The organism is Acidicapsa ligni, assembly GCF_025685655.1.
Classification (GTDB): Bacteria; Acidobacteriota; Terriglobia; order Terriglobales; family Acidobacteriaceae; genus Acidicapsa; species Acidicapsa ligni.
Map to the genome: position 1 here is coordinate 996,881 of NZ_JAGSYG010000001.1, position 20,621 is coordinate 1,017,501.

At 57.6% G+C, this 20,621-nt stretch carries 20 protein-coding genes; 9 read left to right on the forward strand and 11 right to left on the reverse strand.

The window, feature by feature from the left end:
* The first annotated feature begins 60 nt into the window (after positions 1-60).
* The gene (locus OHL19_RS03885; RefSeq protein ID WP_263356270.1) at positions 61-1,461 is read left to right on the forward strand and encodes an APC family permease; all 1,401 of its coding nucleotides are present in this window, start codon (positions 61-63) and stop codon (positions 1,459-1,461) included.
* 41 nt (positions 1,462-1,502) lie between these two features.
* On the opposite strand, the gene OHL19_RS03890 is transcribed toward OHL19_RS03885, so the two are convergent.
* The 3 genes from OHL19_RS03890 to OHL19_RS03900 all read right to left on the reverse strand — a co-directional run bounded on the left by OHL19_RS03890 (position 1,503) and on the right by OHL19_RS03900 (position 2,922).
* A complete protein-coding gene (locus OHL19_RS03890) occupies positions 1,503-1,898 on the reverse strand; it encodes a PIN domain-containing protein (RefSeq protein WP_263356271.1) in 396 nt (131 codons plus the stop codon).
* The gene (locus tag OHL19_RS03895) at positions 1,895-2,164 is read right to left on the reverse strand and encodes an AbrB/MazE/SpoVT family DNA-binding domain-containing protein (RefSeq protein ID WP_263356272.1); all 270 of its coding nucleotides are present in this window, start codon (positions 2,162-2,164) and stop codon (positions 1,895-1,897) included. The genes OHL19_RS03890 and OHL19_RS03895 overlap by 4 nt, the downstream gene beginning before the upstream one ends.
* Before the next feature lie 62 nt (positions 2,165-2,226).
* Complete coding sequence (locus tag OHL19_RS03900; protein ID WP_263356273.1) at positions 2,227-2,922, reverse strand: ribonuclease HI family protein; 696 nt, start codon at positions 2,920-2,922, stop codon at positions 2,227-2,229.
* 132 nt (positions 2,923-3,054) lie between these two features.
* Here OHL19_RS03900 and OHL19_RS03905 point away from each other — a divergent pair, with 132 nt between their 5' ends.
* The 3 genes from OHL19_RS03905 (at position 3,055) to OHL19_RS03915 (ending at position 5,930) form a co-directional block, all read left to right on the forward strand.
* Positions 3,055-3,798, forward strand: coding sequence for an RNA polymerase sigma factor (locus tag OHL19_RS03905; protein WP_263356274.1), 744 nt, complete (start codon positions 3,055-3,057; stop codon positions 3,796-3,798).
* 94 nt (positions 3,799-3,892) lie between these two features.
* Positions 3,893-4,942, forward strand: coding sequence for an anti-sigma factor family protein (locus tag OHL19_RS03910; RefSeq protein ID WP_263356275.1), 1,050 nt, complete (start codon positions 3,893-3,895; stop codon positions 4,940-4,942).
* Positions 4,943-5,042: 100 nt separating this feature from the next.
* Positions 5,043-5,930 carry a PDZ domain-containing protein gene (locus tag OHL19_RS03915; RefSeq protein WP_263356276.1) on the forward strand — a complete coding sequence of 296 codons (888 nt, stop codon included), beginning with the start codon at positions 5,043-5,045 and terminating at the stop codon, positions 5,928-5,930.
* Between the two features lie 83 nt (positions 5,931-6,013).
* Here OHL19_RS03915 and OHL19_RS03920 read toward each other — a convergent pair whose 3' ends face one another.
* Genes OHL19_RS03920 through OHL19_RS03930 form a run of 3 tightly spaced genes read right to left on the reverse strand, consistent with a single transcriptional unit; the run spans position 6,014 to position 7,901 of the window.
* Entirely contained in the window at positions 6,014-6,580 is a 567-nt protein-coding gene (locus tag OHL19_RS03920; protein WP_263356277.1) for a hypothetical protein, read from the reverse strand.
* An 11-nt stretch (positions 6,581-6,591) separates the two neighbouring features.
* A complete protein-coding gene (locus OHL19_RS03925; RefSeq protein WP_263356278.1) occupies positions 6,592-7,320 on the reverse strand; it encodes a hypothetical protein in 729 nt (242 codons plus the stop codon).
* On the reverse strand, positions 7,317-7,901 hold the full coding sequence (locus OHL19_RS03930; RefSeq protein WP_263356279.1) for an RNA polymerase sigma factor: 585 nt from the start codon (positions 7,899-7,901) through the stop codon (positions 7,317-7,319). Before OHL19_RS03930 ends, OHL19_RS03925 begins: the two co-directional genes overlap by 4 nt.
* A gap of 562 nt (positions 7,902-8,463) precedes the next feature.
* Here OHL19_RS03930 and OHL19_RS03935 point away from each other — a divergent pair.
* Entirely contained in the window at positions 8,464-9,528 is a 1,065-nt protein-coding gene (locus OHL19_RS03935; protein WP_263356280.1) for a radical SAM protein, read from the forward strand.
* 157 nt (positions 9,529-9,685) lie between these two features.
* Here the strand turns inward: OHL19_RS03935 and OHL19_RS03940 are convergent, their stop codons facing one another.
* From OHL19_RS03940 to OHL19_RS03950, 3 genes are all read right to left on the reverse strand, one after another.
* On the reverse strand, positions 9,686-10,618 hold the full coding sequence (locus OHL19_RS03940) for a bestrophin family protein (protein WP_263356281.1): 933 nt from the start codon (positions 10,616-10,618) through the stop codon (positions 9,686-9,688).
* A gap of 220 nt (positions 10,619-10,838) precedes the next feature.
* A complete protein-coding gene (locus OHL19_RS03945; protein WP_263356282.1) occupies positions 10,839-11,522 on the reverse strand; it encodes a DsbA family protein in 684 nt (227 codons plus the stop codon).
* A gap of 85 nt (positions 11,523-11,607) precedes the next feature.
* Positions 11,608-12,240 carry a hypothetical protein gene (locus tag OHL19_RS03950; RefSeq protein WP_263356283.1) on the reverse strand — a complete coding sequence of 211 codons (633 nt, stop codon included), beginning with the start codon at positions 12,238-12,240 and terminating at the stop codon, positions 11,608-11,610.
* Positions 12,241-12,281: 41 nt separating this feature from the next.
* On the opposite strand from OHL19_RS03950, the gene OHL19_RS03955 reads away from it, so the two are divergent.
* The 3 genes from OHL19_RS03955 (at position 12,282) to OHL19_RS03965 (ending at position 16,598) form a co-directional block, all read left to right on the forward strand.
* Positions 12,282-12,593 (forward strand): hypothetical protein, encoded by a 312-nt coding sequence (locus OHL19_RS03955; RefSeq protein ID WP_263356284.1) that lies wholly within the window; start codon positions 12,282-12,284, stop codon positions 12,591-12,593.
* Positions 12,571-14,823, forward strand: a complete 2,253-nt coding sequence (locus OHL19_RS03960) for an elongation factor G (RefSeq protein WP_263356285.1) — start codon at positions 12,571-12,573, stop codon at positions 14,821-14,823. Before OHL19_RS03955 ends, OHL19_RS03960 begins: the two co-directional genes overlap by 23 nt.
* A gap of 281 nt (positions 14,824-15,104) precedes the next feature.
* Positions 15,105-16,598, forward strand: coding sequence for a TolC family protein (locus OHL19_RS03965; protein ID WP_263356286.1), 1,494 nt, complete (start codon positions 15,105-15,107; stop codon positions 16,596-16,598).
* A gap of 138 nt (positions 16,599-16,736) precedes the next feature.
* Here OHL19_RS03965 and OHL19_RS03970 read toward each other — a convergent pair whose 3' ends face one another.
* Complete coding sequence (locus OHL19_RS03970) at positions 16,737-18,305, reverse strand: ArnT family glycosyltransferase (RefSeq protein WP_263356287.1); 1,569 nt, start codon at positions 18,303-18,305, stop codon at positions 16,737-16,739.
* A 396-nt stretch (positions 18,306-18,701) separates the two neighbouring features.
* Between OHL19_RS03970 and OHL19_RS03975 the strand changes: the two genes are divergently transcribed.
* Entirely contained in the window at positions 18,702-19,217 is a 516-nt protein-coding gene (locus OHL19_RS03975; protein WP_263356288.1) for a Uma2 family endonuclease, read from the forward strand.
* Positions 19,218-19,371: 154 nt separating this feature from the next.
* On the opposite strand, the gene OHL19_RS03980 is transcribed toward OHL19_RS03975, so the two are convergent.
* Positions 19,372-20,475 carry an ABC transporter permease gene (locus tag OHL19_RS03980; RefSeq protein ID WP_263356289.1) on the reverse strand — a complete coding sequence of 368 codons (1,104 nt, stop codon included), beginning with the start codon at positions 20,473-20,475 and terminating at the stop codon, positions 19,372-19,374.
* Positions 20,476-20,621 lie beyond the last annotated feature (146 nt).

Consider the following 20,621-nt stretch of genomic DNA (forward strand, 5'->3'; position numbering starts at 1 on the left):
TCCAATCCAGCAGCGGGGTTTTGCATGGCTTTCAGGTCGGGGCGTAGATCGGGTAAGGCGATGCCTGATGATGCTCGCCCGGGCAATTTGGGGGCTGGTAATTCCCGGACTGGCAATTCAAGGGCAAGTAATCATCTGAAGCGCATCCTGGGGCTTGGCTTTGGGGTTGCGGTGATCTTTGGCGGGACGGTGGGCGTGGGGATTCTGCGGCTGCCGGGGATGATTGCGGAGCAGTTGCAGAGTGAGTGGCTGATCCTGCTGGTGTGGGTGCTGGGTGGTATCTATGCGCTGCTGGGGGCAGTTTCCGTTGCCGAGTTAGGCGTGGCGATGCCGCAGGCGGGTGGATTTTATGTGTATTCGCGAAGAGCGTTTGGACCGGGAACCGGCTTTGCGATGGGCTGGACTGACTGGTTGAATAACTGCGCCGTGATTGCATACGGAGCGGTGGCGGCTGCGGAATATATAGCTTCTTTATTGCCGGGAGTTACCGAACAGGATACGACGCTGCAGAAGGGGATTGCGCTGGGGTTGCTGGCGCTGTTCTGTGGATTGCATTGGCTGGGGCTGCGGGTTAGCAGCGGCATTCAGAAGATCACGAGCGTTGTGACGGCGGTTACGTTTGTGGTGTTGGCTGTGGCTTGTTTTCTGCATCCGAGAGTGCCGCATGTTGCGCGTTTCTGGGGTGCTGGAACTGCGCCTGGCTGGGCGGGATGGATGGCTCTCCTGGTGCCGATGGTGGCCGCGTTGCGCGCGATTATGGTGACTTATGACGGGTGGTACGCGGCTATCTACTTTACAGAGGAAGATACAGATGCGGCGAAGCATTTACCCCGGTTGATGATTAGTGGCGTGTTAGTGGTGATGGGGCTGTACCTGTTGATGAACCTGGCATTTCTTCACGTGCTTTCAATTCCGGAGATGGCTAACTCCAGGTTACCGGCGGCGGAGGCGGCGCGGCTTGTTCTTCCTGCGTGGAGCGGCAAGTTTGTAACTGTGCTTTCGTTGCTGACGCTGCTGGGATTGATCAATGCGGTGTTACTGGGTGCGCCGCGTATCCTGCTTGCGATTGGGCGCGATGGGTTGTTTTCCAGGCGGGCTGCGTGGGTGAGCGAGAATGGAACGCCGGGGGTAGCGTTGCTGCTTTCGGCGGCGATGGCTGCGGTGTTTCTTGTGAGCGGACGGCTGGAAGAGATTATTGCCGTGGCGGCGATCCTGGTGGCTGGAATGTACTGCGTGAACTATATTGCGGTGTTTCGATTGCGAAGCCGCGAGCCGCGGTTGAAGCGGCCTTTTCGTGCGTGGGGATATCCGCTGAGCACGGGAGTGGTGCTGGCGGGGTCACTGGTGTTTCTGGTGGCGGCTATTCATGATGACCCGCTGAGTGCGGCCAAGGCGCTTGTGCTGCTGATGATCGCGGTGCCTGCGTATCTGTGGATGCGGGGACGCGCCAAACTTACATAGCGTACTCAGCTCACAGAGACTAAGCTCACATAGATTGATATTTATGTGAGAAGTTGCATTCCAGTGGCTTTTACTGCGTTTCGATCGAAAGTTACAACTGAATTACAGCCTGAGGCGCGAGCGCAGCCTGCGATGAGGCAGTCACTCAAGTCTGAGTTAGTCTGTTCGACAAGCAGGAGAGCGTCCCAGACGAGCGGCTCGGCTTCTATGACTAACTGCTGGCTGGCCAGGAGTGTCGCGGTTGCCTGGATGCACTGGGCCCGACTTAGTTTATAGCCACGACTTAATACCCACCAGAGCTCGACGATGGTCACGAGCGGGATAAACCCCGGCTTGTCTGCGGTGAGCGAAGCCATGAATGCATTGGCTATGGCTGATTGGTACGGATCATCCTGGGTAATGAAACGGACGAGGATGTTTGTGTCGATCCCGATCAAACAGCTTCCGTTTCTTCGTCCGATTTGTGGTGTTCGGCTCCGCTGCTGGCAATGGCTTCGTTCATTTCTTCAATGGATAAAGCGTGATGGAATTTGCCGAACATGCCTTTGAGTGCCTGGACACTGCCGTTTTTGGGAAGCAGGACGACTCTTCCTTGTTCGTTTCGTGCAAATTCGATTCGATCCCCGGCTTTTAAGCCCAGTTCTGTCCGTACCTCGATCGGGATGGTAATTTGCCCTTTTGAAGTCATGGTAGCGCTTGCCATGGAATCTTCTCCTTACATTTTAAACTTTATCTTACTTGATGAAGATTACAAGGAGAGCGGGCTTATTCGCGGACGATTTTTACGAAGATTCCGTCGGGGAGTTCGCCTTCGATCAAGTGGATTACGCCATTTTTTACGAAGCCTTCGAGGACCTGGCGGGGTTGGGAGAGTTTTGGCGGGGCGGTGCGTGCGGCTGGACTTGCTGCCGGACTTGCTGCCGGGCGGGCGGCTATGTGCGGTGTGGAGACGGACGGCAAGGAGGACGGCGATGGGGATGCTGAGGTGGCTGGGGTTCGGCCCATTCCGCGGTCCATGGCGTCGTTGGCTAGCTGGTCGGCTTCTTTGTTGCCGCCGCGCAGGGTGTGGGCGATTTCGAATTTTTCGAGCTTGCTGACGCGACGGCGGGCTTCTTCCCAGAGGGGGCGCAGGTCGGGGCTGTTGACTTTGTATTTGCCCTGCATCTGCTTGACCATCAGCTCGGAGTCGGCGACGACGCGTATGCGGGGCTGATTGTTTTCAATGCACCAGGCGAGGACGCCGAGCAGGGCGGAGTATTCGGCGTAGTTGTTGGTGCGCTTGCCGAGGTATTCGCTGAGGCGGGCGAGGACGCGGCCCTGCTGGTCTTCGATGACTGCTCCGTAGCCGGCTGGGCCGGGGTTGCCGCGGGAACCGCCGTCGCAATGGGCGATGAGGAGTTCGGAGGAGGATTTTGGCGTTGGATTGGAGCCTGGGAGGTCGGGAAAGAGGGTGGCGTTCATCGGATTCAGTGTATCGGGTTTGGGGTGGACTCTTAAACGCAGCTTTTTAACAGGTCGAAATTGCTCACCTCGCTGGTTTTATGTCGTCTATCTGGCACGCGGACAGGTGTTTTTCCCGGAGAACGAATACGTATGGCGACAGACGCAGTTCCTTTTGGTGATCCGTTGGTGACGGCATGGTCGAGTGTACGGAGCGTACAATCCTCCCAAGTGATGGAGACGAAAGCTACCAACGGGCGGGTCGGCCAGATGCGTCAGCAGGCCAGTTCTCAAAGCGAGACGGAAGATCGTCTGCGGGCGCGAGCCACGGAGATGGACCTGATTCGCGAGGCGCAGGCGGGTTCGCGGGCGGCTTTTGATTCGCTGGTGCGGCAGTATGAGCACCAGGTTCTGCGGCTGGCCCTGCATCTGACGGGCAGCGAGCAGGACGCGGAGGACATTTACCAGGAAGCCTTTTTGAAGGCTTACCGGTACCTGGGGAATTTCAGGTTCGAGTGCTCTTTCTATACATGGATTTATAGGATCGTTACAAACCTGTGTTTGGATATGTTGCGACGCAGGAAGACTCGGAAAGAGGATCAGTCGGTCGTTCTGGATCACTCGGGGGACGAGATTGATTTGATGGCTGCGGTGTCGGATGACCGGGCCTATTCCAATCCTGCGAAAGAGTTGGATCGCAAGGTGCTGGGCCAGCGGATCCAGGTTGCGCTGGAGACATTGACGCCGCGTGAGCGGACGGTATTTGAGCTGAAGCATTACCAGGGTCTCCGATTGAGGACAATCGGGGAGATGTTGAACACGACAGAAGAAACCGCCAAAAATACGCTCTTCAGGGCGACTAAAAAGTTGAGAAGTCAACTGGCGGGATTGCGGTAAACAGGTTGTCCGACGGATTGCTGGTGGGTGTTGACGCATCGATCAAGGCAATCGGGAGAGCCGAACTTTTGAGGCAGTACAGGACGTAAACATCATGAAATGTGCAGAGATTCACGAGAAGGTCGCACTCGCCGCCTATGGAGAGCTGCCAGATGACCAGATGCACGCGCTTGCGCAGCACCTGGTGAGTTGCCCGGAGTGTCGGGAGGAGCAGGAACAGTTGCTGGCTCTCAAGACGCTGGCGGGCGCATATCCGGTAATAGAGCCGAATGCCAACCTGGTAGCGCGTTCGCGGACGCGGCTGGAAGAGGCGCTGGATGCGCTGCCTCCGAAACGCTGGTATGACCGTGTGGCGGATTGGATGACGCGGACGGCGGCGGGCTTGCAGAATGCTCCGGTGGCGGCTTGCCTGCTGCTGGTAGCTGGGGCTGGATTGGGCAGTTTAGGCGGCTATGAGTATGCGGCTGGCCGGGCGGCGAATTCGGTGGTGGCTGCGGCTTCTGTTCGGAGCGATCGGCCGGTTGCGGTGGCTGAGCCTGTGGTGAGTCCTGCGGCTGCGGCTACGACTCGGGTATCGGCGGCGGAGATCTCGGGCGTTTCCAATATCTCCAATATTTCAAAGATCGTGCGCCAGCCGAATTCGAACCTGGTGGAGGTCAGCTATAACCAGGTGGAGCCGCGGCAGGTGCGCGGGACGCTGGAGAATCCACAGATACAGCAGTTGCTGATGCTGGCTTCGCAGAATGCGGCTAGTCCCGGGGTGCGCGATGACTCCGTTGGGTTGCTGGCGGCGGCGTGCAAGACGGGATCGGGTTGCCAGGGAGCGGATGCGCAGGGCACGGGGATTCGCGATGCGCTGATGGTGGCGCTGCGTTATGACCGGAGCGCGACGGTGCGGGAAAAGGCGCTGGCCGGGCTGGAGCCGTATGTGTCCGAGGATATGCAGGTTCGGAATGCGGTGCTGGAGGCGTTGCTGAATGATCCGGAGGCGAAGATTCGCTCGGAGGCGATCAGCATGTTGCAGCCGGTGGAAGCGGATACGAGTGTGCGTCAGGTGCTGTCGACGGTGGCGCTTTCGGATCAGAATTCCCATATCAGGACAGCTTCGCGGGCAGTATTGCAACGTGTCTCCGAAATTCAGTAACCTAAAGTAACCAAGGTCGGAGTAAGATCGTCTCACTTTCCCAACCCAGCATCGTCATAAGAATGCGGGTGGGATACGAAACACCGTGGGAGAAGCGCACGTGAAGTACTTTTTGAGGCCGTACAGAAGTTTATATTCGTTGCCGGGGGCGGTGGCTCTGGGGGCTCTGCTGGCTGTTGGCGGGTCGATGGCCGGTCTGACGGTTGAGGCGAGGGCGCAGGGTACGCAGGTGGGGCAGTTGGTGAAGCATGCCCGGTTGCTGCTGCATACTCCTTCTCAAAGTTATCTGGGCGTGGATGTGGGAGACATCGACCAGGAGCGCGCTGCGGCGCTGCACCTGAAGGATACCCACGGCGTTGAGATTACGGTGCTGGATCATGATGCTCCGGCGGGCAAGGTGGGTCTGAGGCTGCATGACGTGATTCTGCAGATGAATGGCCAGGTTGTGGAGAATGCGGAGCAGGCGAAGCGGATGCTGCGGGAAACTCCGGTGGGGCGCAAGGTGCATATTGTTTTTAGCCGGGATGGCGCGCAGCAGGCGTTGACGGTGCAGATGGCGAATCGGCGCAAGATGCAGGATGAGGCACGGGAGCAGATTGGGATGGTCGGCACGTCGGGGCCTTCGCAGGGGTTTTTGGCGAGTGGCGCGGATATTCCTTCTTCGGGTGGATTTCATTTCTGGGGAATGGGGAATTCGCTCAAGGTTGGCGCCCTGGTGGAGCCGCTGACGGCGCAGATGGCGGACTTTCTTGGTGTTTCAAGCGGGCTGATGATCAAGAGCGTGGCGCACAGAAGCGCGGCGGATGCTGCGGGATTGAAGCAGCATGATGTGATCCTGGGGATTGGCAGCGAGGCGGTTGTGACTTCGAGCGATTGGGAGCGGCTGCTGCGGACGAATGAAGGCAAGCCGGTTCAGGTAGAGATTTTGCGCGATCGGACGAAGCAGTTGGTGCTGTTGCAGGTGGATGGGAAGCGGCATAAGAGCTAGTCGCGTAGAAGCAGGACAGGAAAAAGGCGGAATGCTCATTGAGCATTCCGCCTTTTTATGCGTGCAGGATTTACTTGCCGGTTCTATTTGTTTAGAGGTTGCGCTTCAATTTGAATGTCAATCTTGTGGCCACTGACAGGATCGGTGGAGGAGTAGACATTGATCAGCTTACCCAACGGCAAAACCGGATTGACCGAATAGCGTCCCGTACGTCTTACCGGGCGAAGTTTGCCTCCCGGGTCGATAACAAAATCGTTGATTTCTATCCGCAGGCTGACTGCCAACTGAGAGCCTATGCTTTTAATGTCATTCAAATCGATGTTCGTGCCAGTTTCGATGGATTCAACATCTGTTCCGACACCAAATGGGACCTGAACGCGGCTGGAATCTCGTACAGAAGGATCGCCGCCTGAGGATCTGTTAGCGGAAGTAGCGATGGTGTAGCTCTGCTTGAGCGTGGTTTTGCCGTGGTCGCTTGCTTCGAGAGAGATGGTAAGTAAAAAGGGCTCCTGTTTAGGGCGTTCCTGGGCTGTTTTTTCCGCTGGTTGAAGGGACTCGTTGGATTGCGCATGTAGAAACGGCGCGGCGAGCAAGAGGGTGGCGACGACGAGACGGGCAACGGGGCGGGCAGCTAGGCGGGCAGCGGGCATTGGGTTCTCCTTCAAGGGGTGATGGGGTTCTTGGGGTCCATTTCAATGGGGTGAATGACGATTGAGTCGGTCTTAATTTGCTGTACCTTAATTTGCGGTACTGAGATGGGATTGTTGGGGATTGGTTTTTCCGAGTCGGCGCGCGATTTGATTGTGGCGAGAGCTTCCTCGGGGTGATAGGCGGCGAATTCTGCAAGCAGCCTTTCCTGGGCTGTGAATTGGGGCCTTGCGAACTGTTCCTCGGAGGGCTTGGGCGGCTTTACCTGAGGCCGCGAGGAGTTGGCCATGCGCAGCAGTCCAGAACGGTTATTGGGGTGGGCTGGTTGATGGGGTGTTGATGTGGACGATGGTGATTGGGCTGAAGTCTGGAGTTGAATGGGTTGTGGAGATTTAGAGGCTGCGGCGCTAGGGTTTTCGTCTCGATGCGAAATCGGGTGGTGCAGCAGGATTGCGCCGAGTGTGGCAACTGCGGCCAGTGTCGCTGCGATTGCAAATGCGGGCTGCCAGAGTGAGCGGCGGTGCGAATTCCGGGCGTTTTTGAGGGATTCGGCCTGGGCAATGGCTTCGGATGCGATTTGTGCGTGAATGCGCTGGGTCAGTCCGGGGCGCGGCTCGGCTGAGACGTAGCTGACGATTGCCTGGTCCAATATCTGGTCCAACATCTGGTCAGGTAATTGGTCCTGTACCCGGTCCAGTGAATTGCCTGTCGAGTTATTGAAATCGTCTGGTTCGTGATTCATTCCGTGCCTCCTTTTCTGTTTTGAAATCGCAGGTTTTCCCAGTGGTTTCGCAACAATTGTCTTGCGCTGTGAATGCGTCGGCGGACGGTGCCTTCAGGGATATTGAGAATTACGGCGATCTCGACGAGTTTCAGTTCGCCAAGGGCTGAGAGTGCCAGCGGCTGGCGGAGTTTTTCCGGGAGTTGGTCGATGAGGGCGTGAAGTTTGCGCTCCATCTGCTGGTCCATCACGAGATTTTCAGGGCTGGTGCCGGGCGCCTGCAGCGATGGGGACAGCTCCTCCTGGTGGGTTTGTGCTGGGGAACGCCGTTTGCGAACTGCGAGTCGCCATGCGGTGCGGGCGAGGTAGGCTTGTTCGTCGTCCAATTGCTGCCATCGGTCTCCTTTGTAAATTTGGAGGAATGTTTCCTGGACGACATCTTCGGCGTCCTGCGAGTCTCGCGTGACGGCGAGGGCGATCCTGAAGATCAGGCGGGAGTGCCGTTCAACGAGGGATGCGAACGCAGCCGATTTTTCCTCTGCCAGTTCCACGACTCGCGTCAACGGCTCTCCCAGACCTGCGATAGTGATCGCGTTTTGCATCTCTCAACAGTAAAGAGTGTTGGAGTGGCCGGAGCGTTCGGTTTGGGTGGGATTTATTTTTGGATGTCTGCCTGGCGGGGTAGAGATCGGTTCTCTTTACATAATCTTTTCGGCTTGCGGCCTAGAGTTGGTTGTCATGGGAGATCGCTCTGAGTTGTCTGTGTGGAAGGCTTTGCTGCTGATTCGCGTGAGAAGGTGGCGGAATTTTCTTGAGTCTGTTCGGCGTGAGGTTTTGGGTGGCCGGGGGGATTCTTGAGGTTTGTTGTTGTTTTTGGGTTGGGATTTTGGGGGCTTCTGTGCAGAGGGGTGGATGAAGCAGATTCCCTTCGGGAATGACAGCCAGAACAACAACTGCAAGGGCAACTGCTAAGGGCAAAGGCTAAGGCAGAAGCAGATTCCCTTCGGGAATGACAGACAGAACTGCAAGGGCAACTGCAACTGCTAAGGGCAAAGGCAAAGGAAAGGCTAAGGCAGAAGCGGCAGCGGCTTGGGCTGGGGTTGAGCTGGTATCTGGAAGAGGGTGGGATGGATGTGGATGCCTAAATGTGATTGAATAGTAAACATGGCTACACCCCGGAGATTATCGGTGCAGGGTCGCGCGAAGGCTGCGTCGCGTAAGGTGCGTGAGCTGGCGCTGGTAGGTCGGGCTTTGGCTTCGACCGGGCATCCGGTGATGGCGCAGATTGTGCCGATGCGGTTTTGCAATCTGTCATGCGGATATTGCAATGAGTATGACAAGGTTTCGAAGCCGGTGCCGATTGATGAGATGGAGCGGCGCATCGACCACCTGGGGCGGCTGGGAACAAGCATTATTACGATCTCCGGTGGAGAGCCGCTGACGCATCCGGAGCTGGATGATGTGATCCGGCGCATGCGCAAAGTTGGCGCGATGGCGGGGATGATTACCAATGGCTATCTGCTGAATGTGGAGCGCATCGAGCGGCTGAATGATGCTGGTCTGGACCACATGCAGATCTCGATCGACAACATCAATCCTGATGACGTGTCGATGAAGAGCCTGAAGGTGCTGGATAAGAAGCTTGAAATGCTGGCTGAGCATGCTGAATTTCATGTGAATATCAATTCGGTGGTGGGTGGCGGCATCAAGGATCCGAATGACGCGCTGGTGATCAGCAAGCGGGCGCTGGAGTTGGGGTTCAGCAATACGATCGGGATTATTCACGATGGCGACGGGCAACTGAAGCCGCTTGGTCCGGAAGAGGCGAAGATCTACTTCGAGGTGCGGAACCTGGAGCGGAAGAGCTATTCGCGCTTTAACCAGTTCCAGGAAGCGATTGCGCAGGGCAAGCCGAATGACTGGCGTTGCCGCGCGGGTTCGCGCTACTTGTATATCTGCGAAGACGGGCTGGTGCATTACTGCTCGCAGCAGCGGGGATATCCGGGTGTGCCGTTGTCGGAGTACACGACGGCGGATGTGAAGAGGGAGTTCCTGACGGCGAAGTCCTGCTCGCCGAACTGCACTGTGAGCTGTGTTCACCAGATCAGCTATATCGATCACTGGCGTGCTCCGCAGACTCGGCAGATTGGGCCGGGAAGTGGTTTGAGCGAGGGACATGGGGCGGGGCATGCGGCGCCAGAGCTGGTGACTATTCAGGGCGCTAATTAAAGTATTTCTCCGATTGCACTGCACCGGCCGAGACTCGCACAGCGTGACTTTTCTTAATGAAAAGCCACGCAATGCCCTTCGATTCAAAGCTGTACTCCCTGCCTGAGAACGCCTGTTCCTTCAAACTCACAGCAACTGGCTGAGTTTTGGTGTTGCTTTATAGCAGGATGTATTGCTTTGGTCCGGAGATGGGTTCGGGGACGCTTTGGCCTATCATTTCCTGCAGGGAATGCTCGATTCCGTAGGAGAAGTATTCGATGGCGAGGTCGTTGGGCAGGGTGCCGAAGGGTTCTTCGATCTCGTCGGCCAGGGTTTCGAGGGCGATGAAGGTGTAGGCGACCAGGACGGAGATGACCGGCGTCATATAGTCCAGCGTAGAGACCAGGCCGAAGGGCAGCAGCAGGCAATAGAGATAGAGTGTTCGGTGAATCATTACAGAGTAGGGATAGGGCAGTGGGGTGTTGGCGAGGCGTTCGCAGGCTCCAACTACCTCGGATAGATCGTTGAGATTGCGATCGAAGGCGACTGCCGTGATCTCGCCATATTCTCCTTTACGCAATCCGTCGGAGACCCACTTGCCTAATTCTGTGAGAAGGGCGATTGGGCGGAACTGTGTTTTCAGCGTTTGTGCGCAGATGTCGGGGGGAAGCAGGCGGTTGAGGTCCGGCTCCGGATTGGTGTTGCGGAGTTGATGGCGCAGGGCGTGGGCGAAGGCTGCGAGGAGGGCTACCCACTCCTTGTTACGCTGTTGGGTTTGCGGGGTGGATTGTTCGAGGCTGCCAATGGTGAGGGCCTGGCGAACGAGCGAGCGGCCTACGTTGAGTAGAGTGCCCCACTGCTTGCGTGCCTCCCAGTAGCGGTCGTAGCTGGCGCTGTTGCGGAAGCCGAGAAAGATGGCGAGGGATACGCCGAGCAGGGTGAAGGGAGCGACGGTCAGCTCGACCTGGTAGTGGTAGATGTAGCCGTGCGTCGCGGTGACGATGATGGAGATGACCAGCACGGTGAGGAGTTGCGGCAGGACGGAACGGATGACCGAGCCTCTCCAGATGAAGAGCATGCGGAGCCAGTTTAATTTGGTACGGACAATCATCTTTTCTCCGACATGGCAGCGATTTGCTGGCCGATGCTTTCAAGGATGAGATCTCTATGAGTGATTGTCGGCTATTCCGACGAAGCTGTCATTTTAGACGGGCCTGGTGACGAACTCATAGTTGGGATTATTTTCCAATATTCGATATCGCGGGATCTTCAGGGACGAAAATGGCGCAACCGGATTGGTTGCGCCATTTTTGCCTGAGAGGCCGGGGTGGTTATTTTGCGGATTTGGTGTCGGCTATGGCCTGGTCGATTATCTGGAAGAGCCGGGAGCGATCGACTACTTCTATGAAGGGAGCGCCTTTGGACTGGCTGGTGCTTATCCAGATGGTGGGGGTGTGCTGGATGCCGATGCGTTGACCGAGGGCGTAGTCCGCTTTGACGAGGGCGGCGAGGTTGCCCTGTGGATCGAGCGCGAATGGCAGCGGCGTTCCGTGGCTGGAGGCATAGCGCTGGGTGAACTGGAGCAGGACATCGAGGGAGGTAATGGAGCGCTGGTTCGCGAAGACTTCATCGCGGTAATCGTCGCCGAGCTTTTTGGACTTGGTGTCAAACCAGCGGGCATTGACCGCAGCCTGGAAGCTCCATGCGTGGAAGGCGAGTGGGAAGTCGTGGCGCACCCAGGGGATGTTGTATTTTGCCGCGGCCTGTTTGAGCAGAGGGTTGGCATTGGCGCAGTCGGGGCACTCCATGTCTTCAAATTCGACGATGGCGACGCGGGCTCCGGCGGGAGGCTTGATGGCGCTGGGGTCATGGACCTGGGTGGTGGGCGCGGAGTCCCCGAACTGGGCTTTTGCCGGCGTGACGAAGAGAACGGCGAGGGCCAGGGCGGCGGCGGGAAGCAGGACGCGGGAAGATTTCAAAATGGCGAGAGAGCGGGGCGTCGAAGAAATGTTCATGATGGTTGGACGTTGTCCTCGAAATTATTGTAACGGTCGGTCGGGGGAAGCTGCATTTTCTTGTTCAGGAGTCTGGGTTCGGAGCTTATTTTTTGGGGATTGATTCGTTGTCTCGATCGCGTTTGCGGGCGGCTATCCACTGTTTCCATTTGTAATCGGCGATTACGGTGAGGGTTACGAGGATGAGGGCGACGATGCCGAGGAGGATCTTCATGGCTGAGGATAGGATCGCATGGATGTGGTGGGGGAGATTCGCTTTGGGATTGTGGATGGAATGGTTGGGCGGAAGCAGAGGCAAGGGCGGAAGCAGATTCTCTTTGGGAATGGCAGACGGAACGGCAAGGGCAGCGGCAACTGCAGCGACAAAGGCAACTGCAAGGGCTAACAGCAGATTCCCTTCGGGAATGACAGACAGAAAGGCAGCGGCAAATGCAGCGGCAACTGCAAGGGCAAGGGCAACTGCAAGGGCAGCGGCAAAGGTAAAGGCAAAGGCGGGGCAAAGTATTTGAACCTGGATGCTGTATGCGGGCTGGGCTGCTGCCTGCTTTTGGCGGAGTATTGAGGGTTGAGGTTGAGTTGTGTTAGGCTTCGGGACCTCAAGAGACGACGCCGCGCGCTGGGACTGTGTTGAAAGATGCGCTGGCGCCTGCCGGGGTGATCCGTATGACGGGGATCGGCAGTAAGACGCGTTGGCTGCATCTTTGGGCGTGGTCTTCAACTCGGGAAGAGATACGAGGCGAGCAGGGAAATGTTCCTCGTATGACTCTCCTGCTTGGCTCTGTTACAAGCTGTCTTGCTCTGGCGTGCCGGGCGTATCTTTGCGCTCCGCTGGTGGATTGCGATCCGGTGAATGATCCGGACTGCGGGCCTACGGGGAAGAAGGTTCTGGTTTCGACGGCGGACGCTGGCGCTCGCTCTATGCCTGGCGATATGACGACTACGTTTGCCGGGGCTGGCAATTCTGAACCTGGCAATTCTGGTTCTGGACTTGCTGGCGCTGGGCTTGGCAGCTCTGGACTTAGCAGTTCGGGGCTCAAGGAGATTATGGATGAGAACTTATCTCGGAAGTGAGATTCGAAATGTGGCCGTGATTGGTCATGCGCACAGCGGTAAAACTACGTTGATTGCGGCTCTGTTGCATGCGGCGAAGATGACTTCGACGCAGGGCCGGGTGGCGGATGGTACTGCTGCGACTGCGTATGACGAAGAGGAAGTGGCGCGCGGGACGACGATGCAGAATGCGGTGGCTTTTGCGGAGTGGCAGGGGGTGAAGGTCAATCTTGTCGATACTCCGGGGTTTCACATGTTCAGCCACGAGGCTCGGTCGGCGATGCTGCCGGTAGAAGCGGCGCTGGTGCTGGTGAATGCGCAGTGCGGCGTGGAGGCGGTGACGGAGCGGGTGTGGTCGTATGCGGCGGAGTACAATCTGCCGCGTATTGTGGTGCTGAACCAGATGGATTCGCCGCGGGCTGGCGGGGGGCAGGGATTGTCGGCGCTGATGGAGGATCTGCATGAGCGCTGGGGGCGGACCTGCGTTCCGGTACAGTTGCCGATTACCGGGCCGGAGGGATTTACAGGTGTGGTGGACCTGGTGACGATGCAGGCTTTTTTTTACCAGCCGGGCGGGCAGGGCGCGGGCAAGATTGGCGAGGTTCCTTCGGGAATGCTGGCGTCTGCACGGGCGGCGCATGAGGCGCTGGTGGAGCTGGTGGCCGAGGGTAAAGATGAGTTGATGGAGGAGTTTTTTGAGCAGGGGACGATTCCGGAGCAGCACCTGATTACGGCGCTGCATGAGGCGATTCGCGAGGACCGGATTTTTCCGGTGTTGTTTACCAGCGGGCAGACGAATGTGGCGACGGATCATCTGCTGGATTTTCTGAAGGTGTATGCGCCGACGGCAACGGAGCGGGCTGCGATTGCGGTGAGCGATCCGGTGGTGGAGACTGCGGATGTGATGCAGAGCGTGGCGGTCAGCGGGGCGAATGGGAGTTCGAACGGGCATGGCGGCGACTTTGGGGTGGAAAAAGAGACGAGCATGAGCAATGGGCTGGAGCATTCTGAAAGCCGCCATTTATCGGGGATCGATACGGGGATTGTTTTGCGGGCGGTGACGGATTCTGAACCTGCGGCGTTGTTTGTCTACAAGACGATGGCCGATCCATTTACGGGGCGGGTCAGTTTTTTCAAGGTGGTGAGCGGGGTCGTCAGGACGGATGCTGTTGTGGAGAACTACACGCGCAAGGGGCAGGAGCGGCTTTCGCATCTGAGTGTGATGCAGGGGCGCAAGGCGGTTGAGGTTGCGGAACTGCATGCGGGCGACCTGGGTGCGGTGGCCAAGCTGCGCGAGACGTTTACCGGCGATACGCTTGGGCAGAAGGGTGCGGAGATTCGCGTGGAGTCGGTGCCTCGTCCGGAGGCGAGTATGACGTATGCGATTGAGCCGAAGACCAGGGCGGATGAGGATAAGCTGGCCGGCGCTCTGCATAAGGTGATGGAAGAGGACCAGATGGTGCGGTTCTTCCGGGATGCGGAGACGAACGAGTTCCTGGTGGCGGGCGCGGGACAGCAGCATATTGAGGCGATCGTTGCGCGGCTGAAGAGGCGATATCACACCGAGGTGACGCTGAAATCTCCGAAGGTGCCTTATCGGGAGACGATTCGGGGTAAGGCGGAGGCGCAGGGACGGCATAAGAAGCAGTCGGGCGGTCATGGGCAGTATGGGGATTGCAAGATCCGGCTGGAGCCGTTGCCTCGCGGGGCGGGCTTTCAGTTTGGGAATGAGATTTTTGGCGGGTCGATTCCGCGGCAGTATGTTCCGGCGGTCGAGAAGGGGATTCTGGAGACGGCTTTGCGGGGATTTCTGGCGGGGTATCCGGTGGTGGACTTCAAGGCGACGGTTTACGACGGAAGCTACCATGATGTTGATTCCAATGAGCTTTCGTTCAAAGTGGCGGGCCGGATGGCTTTCCGGAAGGCGATGGAGCAGGCGCGGCCATGCCTGCTGGAGCCGGTGATGCGGGTGGAGATCGAGGCTCCGGAGGAGTTTGCGGGGGCGCTGATGGGGGATCTCAATGGCCGTCGCGGGCGGGTGCAGGGGATGAATGCGCGGGGGAAGACTACGGTGATTGAAGCGGAGGTTCCGATGGCGGAGATGCTGAGCTATGGGGCGACGCTGACTTCACTGACGCAGGGGCGAGGGAGTTTTCGGATGGAGATGAAGCATTACGACGTGGTGCCGCCGGCGGTTGCGGAGAAGATTTTGGCTTCGGCCAAGCGGGTGGTGGTAGAGGATGAGGAGTAGGCTTCGGTTTTTTGGGGAGAAGCGGGTTTTTGGGAATTCGAGACGGAAGGGCAAGGGCTACTGCTAAAGGCAAAAGCTAGGGCAGAAGCAGATTCCCTTCGGGAATGACAGACAGAACTGCAAGGGCAACTACAACTACAACTGCATGGGCAACTGCAACTGCAACTGCAAGTGCGAGGGCAAATGCAAAGGCAAATGCTTGGGGTGGCTGCCAATTTTGTTGATTTTGTGCTGGTGGCGGAATCTTCGGGCTGGTTTTGACATCTGAGAGAATGATGTCAATGGATCGAATGCTAAAAACAGATTTTTGGCAGCGGGGAGTACCTGCACTCGGCCTTGTTTTTGCTGTATTGCTGGGTGGTGGGGCGTCTTCTGCTGTTGCGCAGTCGTCGGACCTGCCTTCCAGTCCGCAGGCGAATCCGAGTTCGCTGGCTAATCCTTTTTACGGTAGCGTCACGCTGCATCCGGCGACGGATGAGGTGTTGAGGCTGTCTTTGGACGATGCGGTGAATCGCGGTTTCCAGACGAATCTCGGTCTGAAGGAATCGGAGCAGGGAGAGCAGTCGCTGCACAGCCAGAAGCTTGAGGCGATGCAGCTATTTCTGCCGTCGATTACGGTAACGGGTGGGCCGGAGGTTCATCAGTACAACCTGGCGGCGCTGGGTTTTGGGCCGAGTCTACTGGCAAAGGCTGCTCCGCTTTTTCCGGAGTTCAACTTTGCGGATCTGTCGTTGATTACCAAGGCCGACGTGGTGACAGGGCAGGTGAATTACGAGCAGACGCTGTTTTCCGGTCCGGTGTTCAGCGGCTACAGGGCAGTAACGGCTGCCGAGCAGGTTGCCTACTATGCGAAGATGTCGGCGCGCGGCGAGGTTGTGCAGCAGGTGGCGACGGCGTACCTGGCGGTGATTGCGGCGCAGAGCGAAGTGGATAATGCCAAGTCGCTGCTGGAGGCGGACAAGGTACTTGCGGACCAGGCGCATGACAAGCATCTGGCGGGGACGATTCCGAATCTGGATGAGATTCGGGCGCGCGTGCAGTACCAGCAGCAGGAGCAGGTGATGCTGGCGGATGAGAACAAGCTGGATAAGAGCTTGATCCTGCTGAAGCGGGAGATTGGCGTTGCTCCGGGGCAGAAGATTACGCTGACCGATCCTGCTCCATATAGCGACCTGGCGGCGCTGACGCATGAGGAATTGAGGGCTGAGGCTTACGACAATCGGCAGGACTATCAGAATTTGCAGGCTCAGGAGCGGGAGCTGGCCATGGTGTTGAGCGCTCGCAGGCAGGAGCGGTTGCCGACCCTGACGTTCAAGGGGAACTATGGCGTTACGGGTGTGACGGGGGATGGCTATCACGGCACGATGTCCGCTGTCGGCACGTTGAAGGTGCCGGTTTTTCAGGAAGGTACGCTGCGCGGCGACAGGGATGTGGCTCGGGCGCAACTGGCGGCAACGAATCTGCAGCTTGGAGATCTGAGGAACAAGATCGATCAGCAGGTGCGTTCTGTGCTGATGGATGTACATGCCGACCGGCAGCTTGTGGATGTGGCGCGGTCGAATGTTGACCTGGCGGGCAGTGCGCTTTCGGATGAGATGGATCGCTTCAAATCCGGAATTGACGATACGCTGCCGCTGGTGCAGGCGCAGGCTTCGCTGGCCTCGGCGCAGAGCAACCTGGTGCAGAGTTTGTATCAGTACAACGTTTCGAAGTTGCTGCTGGCGCGAACGGCCGGAGTGTTGGAGCAGCAGTACAAGACTTATCTGGGTAAGTAGTTTTAACGGATAGCTCTTCGGATTGCTCTGTGCATTCCAGCCGGGATATTTCGTGGAAACTGGTGGATCTGTTTTCCCATCCTTTGTGCGCGTGAGGCTCACGAAGGATGGGATGGTGGATATCCGGAGAGTTGTTTTTTAGTCTATGTCTACGTCGAAGTTGTCTTCCGGCATGGATTGCTGGAGGTTGGTTCCGTGGGCTTCGCGGACTTCGCCGTTGGGTAGTGGATGCAGTTTAAATAGATAAAGCATGTTGCGATCGGGGTCGTCGAAGGCGGGAAACTGCGCGACCTGTTCCAGGGAAAAATGCACGTGGAGATCTTCCAGCGTGCCGGGGTCGAGATCGTTCCAGGTGGCATACCAGCCGGGCTGGTACTGGGCGAGCTTGGTGGGCAGTTCTTCTGTACCGAAATCATCACACAGTGTTTGCAGATGGGTTATGAGGGTGATGTCGTCTCCGCTGATGGAGACGAGCAGGCGATTGCCGTTGGGATGCTGATCGATGTAGCGGGTTAGATTTTCAGCGGCGGTGACGAAGGTGTATTGCGGATGCAGGACGTACTTGAGCGTCCAGATGCCGTTTACCGCTGCGTCGATGCAGATGAGCGCGACGAGGGCGAGCCCGATGCGGCGCAGGTTTGCGCGCTGGTAGAGAAGCTGGGCTGTGACTCGTACGACGACGAAAAAGCTGAAGAAGGCTACGACCGTGTAGTAGCGGGGCTGGGGGTGGTTCTGGTAGGTCATGAAGCCGAGGTAACCGGCAACGATCAGCACGGAGCCACCGAACATGGGGTCGAGCCAGAGACCTTCTGTCCAATCTCTGCGGCGTGCGTAGAGGGTGCTGAGGACGAGGAGGCCTGCGAGCGGGATGAGGAGCATGTCGACCCAGAGGCCGCCGTGGAAGGCCCACCAGAAGCTCATGAGCCGATCCCAGATGCCGTGGGGTTTGACGTAGTTGTTGATGAAGAAGAGGTATTTGTAGTCGGCAAAGAGATCGTTGTTGACGACGAGGAGCATCCACAGGCTGAAGGAGAGCACGGAGGCTCCGCCAGCGGCTACGAGGAGGCGGAAGAGTCTGCGCTTCTGGTGTTTCCAGAGCGGCAGGGCGATGACCCAGATCAATGCGGGAAGTAGAAAGAGCGCAGTGGTCTTGGTGAACATCATCATGGTGAAGAGCAGGCCAAGGAGGGCTGCGACTGCTTCCTGATGGCGGAAGCGCGGCAGGCGTACGGCGAGGTTGAGGGAGCCGAGAGTGAGCGCGAGCAGGAGTGGTTCCAGGATGGCGAGACGGCTGAAGCAATAGAGGAACGGACTTGTGACCAGCAGCGTGACGGCGAAGAGGCCGACCCAGGCGGGACCGCGTTCGCGAAAGAGCTTGTAGCTCAGGAGCAGGTTGAGGAAGAAGAAGCCGATGGCCAGACCGCGGGCGGCCTGGATGCTGACTCCGGTGAAGAAGAACAGGACCCACTCCAGAAACGGCCAGACGGGGACGGCGGGAGCGGGATTGAAATCGCCGGGGACATACCAGTTGCCGAAGAGATGGGCGCGGATGGCGGCGTTGCCGTACCAGCCTTCGTCGGTGTATTTGGACCAGTCCTGCCAGGGCGAGAAATTGGGGAAATCTGCGCGAAGATGCCATGCGTGCATGGCGGCAAAGAGCAGGATGAAAGCAATCCACAGGGGATAGATGAAGCGTTTGAAGGACATCAGAGGCGAGGTCTCCGGGGGCGATGAGGGCTATATCGAAAGGCAGTCGCCAGGGGCGTTCTTTAAGGGGAGTATATAGCCGAAGTTGTTGCTTTCATCCAGTATTCGGGAAGACAGCATTTGAGCGGGGTTGCATTCGTCGTATCGCGTGCGTGGAGAGATGTTGGGCAGGGTCAGGCGGCTGCCATTGCGATTCTCCTTCGCCGCCCGCAAGCCAGGGAAATCGCGAAAACCCAACGCCCTTGCCCGGTATGAAACGGCGCTGACTTTGAGGAAGTCTGCGTCGTTCACTTGATATAGAAGCGTGTTGGGGGCTGGATGTTGCCTTGGCTTTTGCGGATGGGAGTAGTCGCATGGAATTGGATAGAGAGTAAGGTAGAGGCCCAAGGAGGAATTATGGCGTCAGCAGTCAACTTTGTACCCGTTGAGGTTTATCTGGCCAGTTCCTTCGAGCCTGACGCCGACTATGTCGATGGTGAAATTGAGGAGCGAGCTTGGGGAGAGAACGACCACTCGGCATGGCAGGACGCGATAGCTGCCTGGTTTCGACAGCAGGCTCGCGAGGGCGGAATACGGGTGAGGCCTGAGTTGCGGGTGCAGGTGGCTCCGACGCGATTCCGTGTTCCGGATATTACTTTGCTGGATCGGAATCTGCCGCAGGAATCGATTGTGAAGATTGCGCCGGTGGCGGTCTTTGAGATTCTTTCGCCGGAGGATACTTTGCGGCGTGTGATGACCCGGTGTGCCGATTATGAGCAGATGGGAATCCGGACGATTCTGGTGATTGATCCGGCTGGGCCGAAGTATCGCTTTCTGGAGGGTCGATTGGAGCCGCTGGAAGCAAGAGCTTTTGATCTACCGGGATGCACGGCGCGGTTTGATCTGGATGCGATAGAGAAGCTGATCGATTAGTTTGTGGTTCCTGTTTTATAGCCCGTCAAAATTTTATAGCCCGAAAACAACCGGCCCTATCTCTCCAAATGCCGAGACGCGCTATGAGTGGGTTAGTCGAGTTCCCACTCATAGCGCGTCTCGGCATTTGGGGTTTGGGGCTTTATTGGCTCTTCTATTCGTAGGAGAGAGCGTCGATGGGGTCTTTACGGGCAGCCATGAGGGCAGGGTAGGCTGCTCCGAATATGGCTCCGAGGAAGGCGATGATCGAGGCTTTGATGATCCAGCCCTGGGTGATTTCGAAGAAGAGGGTTGGGAATTTTGCGTCGAGATAGGCATGGATGGTGTAGATCAGTCCAATGCCGAGGCCTACGCCGACGATGGCCATCAGGATCGATTCGCGAAGGACCATGCTGACGATAGCGCTTTTTGACGCTCCCATTGACTTGAGGATGCCGATTTCGCGCGTACGTTCGAGAACGGCGGTATACATCGACAGGAAGATGACCAGGAAGCCGACCAGGGTGGCGATGAGGGTGACGACGTTGAGCGCGATATTAAAGCCGGGGATATTGTCTGGGGCCATCATGGAGAGCCACTCGCGCATGGTGGCTACCTGGTAGCTTTGCAGGCCGGGGGTGTTGAGGATTTCCTGGCGGATGGCTTCTTCGTTGGCTTCGTTATCGCTCTTGAGGAAGAATTGCGAGGCTTTGCCTTCGGAGCCGATCAGTTCTCCGAGCGTCTCAATTGGAACCATCTTGCGACCGCCTTTGCCGTGTTCGACGACCCCGGAGATGCGGAAGGGATGGTTGAGAATCTTGATGGTATCGCCTGCGTGGAAGCCTTTGCCGGTCTGGGCGAAGACGTTGTCTACGATGACGTCGTTGGGGCCCTGGAATGGACCTCCCTCAAGGAAGGTAAAGGGGCGGAGGGCGTTGTAGCTGGCGTAGTCGATGCCAAAGAGGATTTCAGGGCCGCCGGTGAGATTGAAGCTTTGGATGACGGGCGAGGCGATGGCGACGTGGGGCAGCTTGCGGAAGGCTTCAACGTTCTTTGCCGGGATGGGCGCGCCGCCGACAGCGTTGATGAAGCTGGCGTTGGCGGGGCGCACGATCATGTCGGCGCCGATTCCGTTGGTGCGGATCTTCTGACCGTCGATCTGGCCGAGAAAGATGGCGGCTACGGAGATGATCATCACCACTTCAATGGCGATGGCTGCAGCCGAGATGATGGAGCGCATGGGACGGTGGATCAAGTTGGCGAAAACGAGTTTATTCATTGGATAGGGTGAGCCTCTGGCGCTTAGATGAGGTTAACAGGCGGAGCCGTGGAGAGCAGGAGCAAAGCGGATGAATTCACGGGCGGGGATGGCGTAAGCTGTGGTTCAGGCGTTAGTCTTGTGCGTTGCTCTTTGCGGTTACTTTT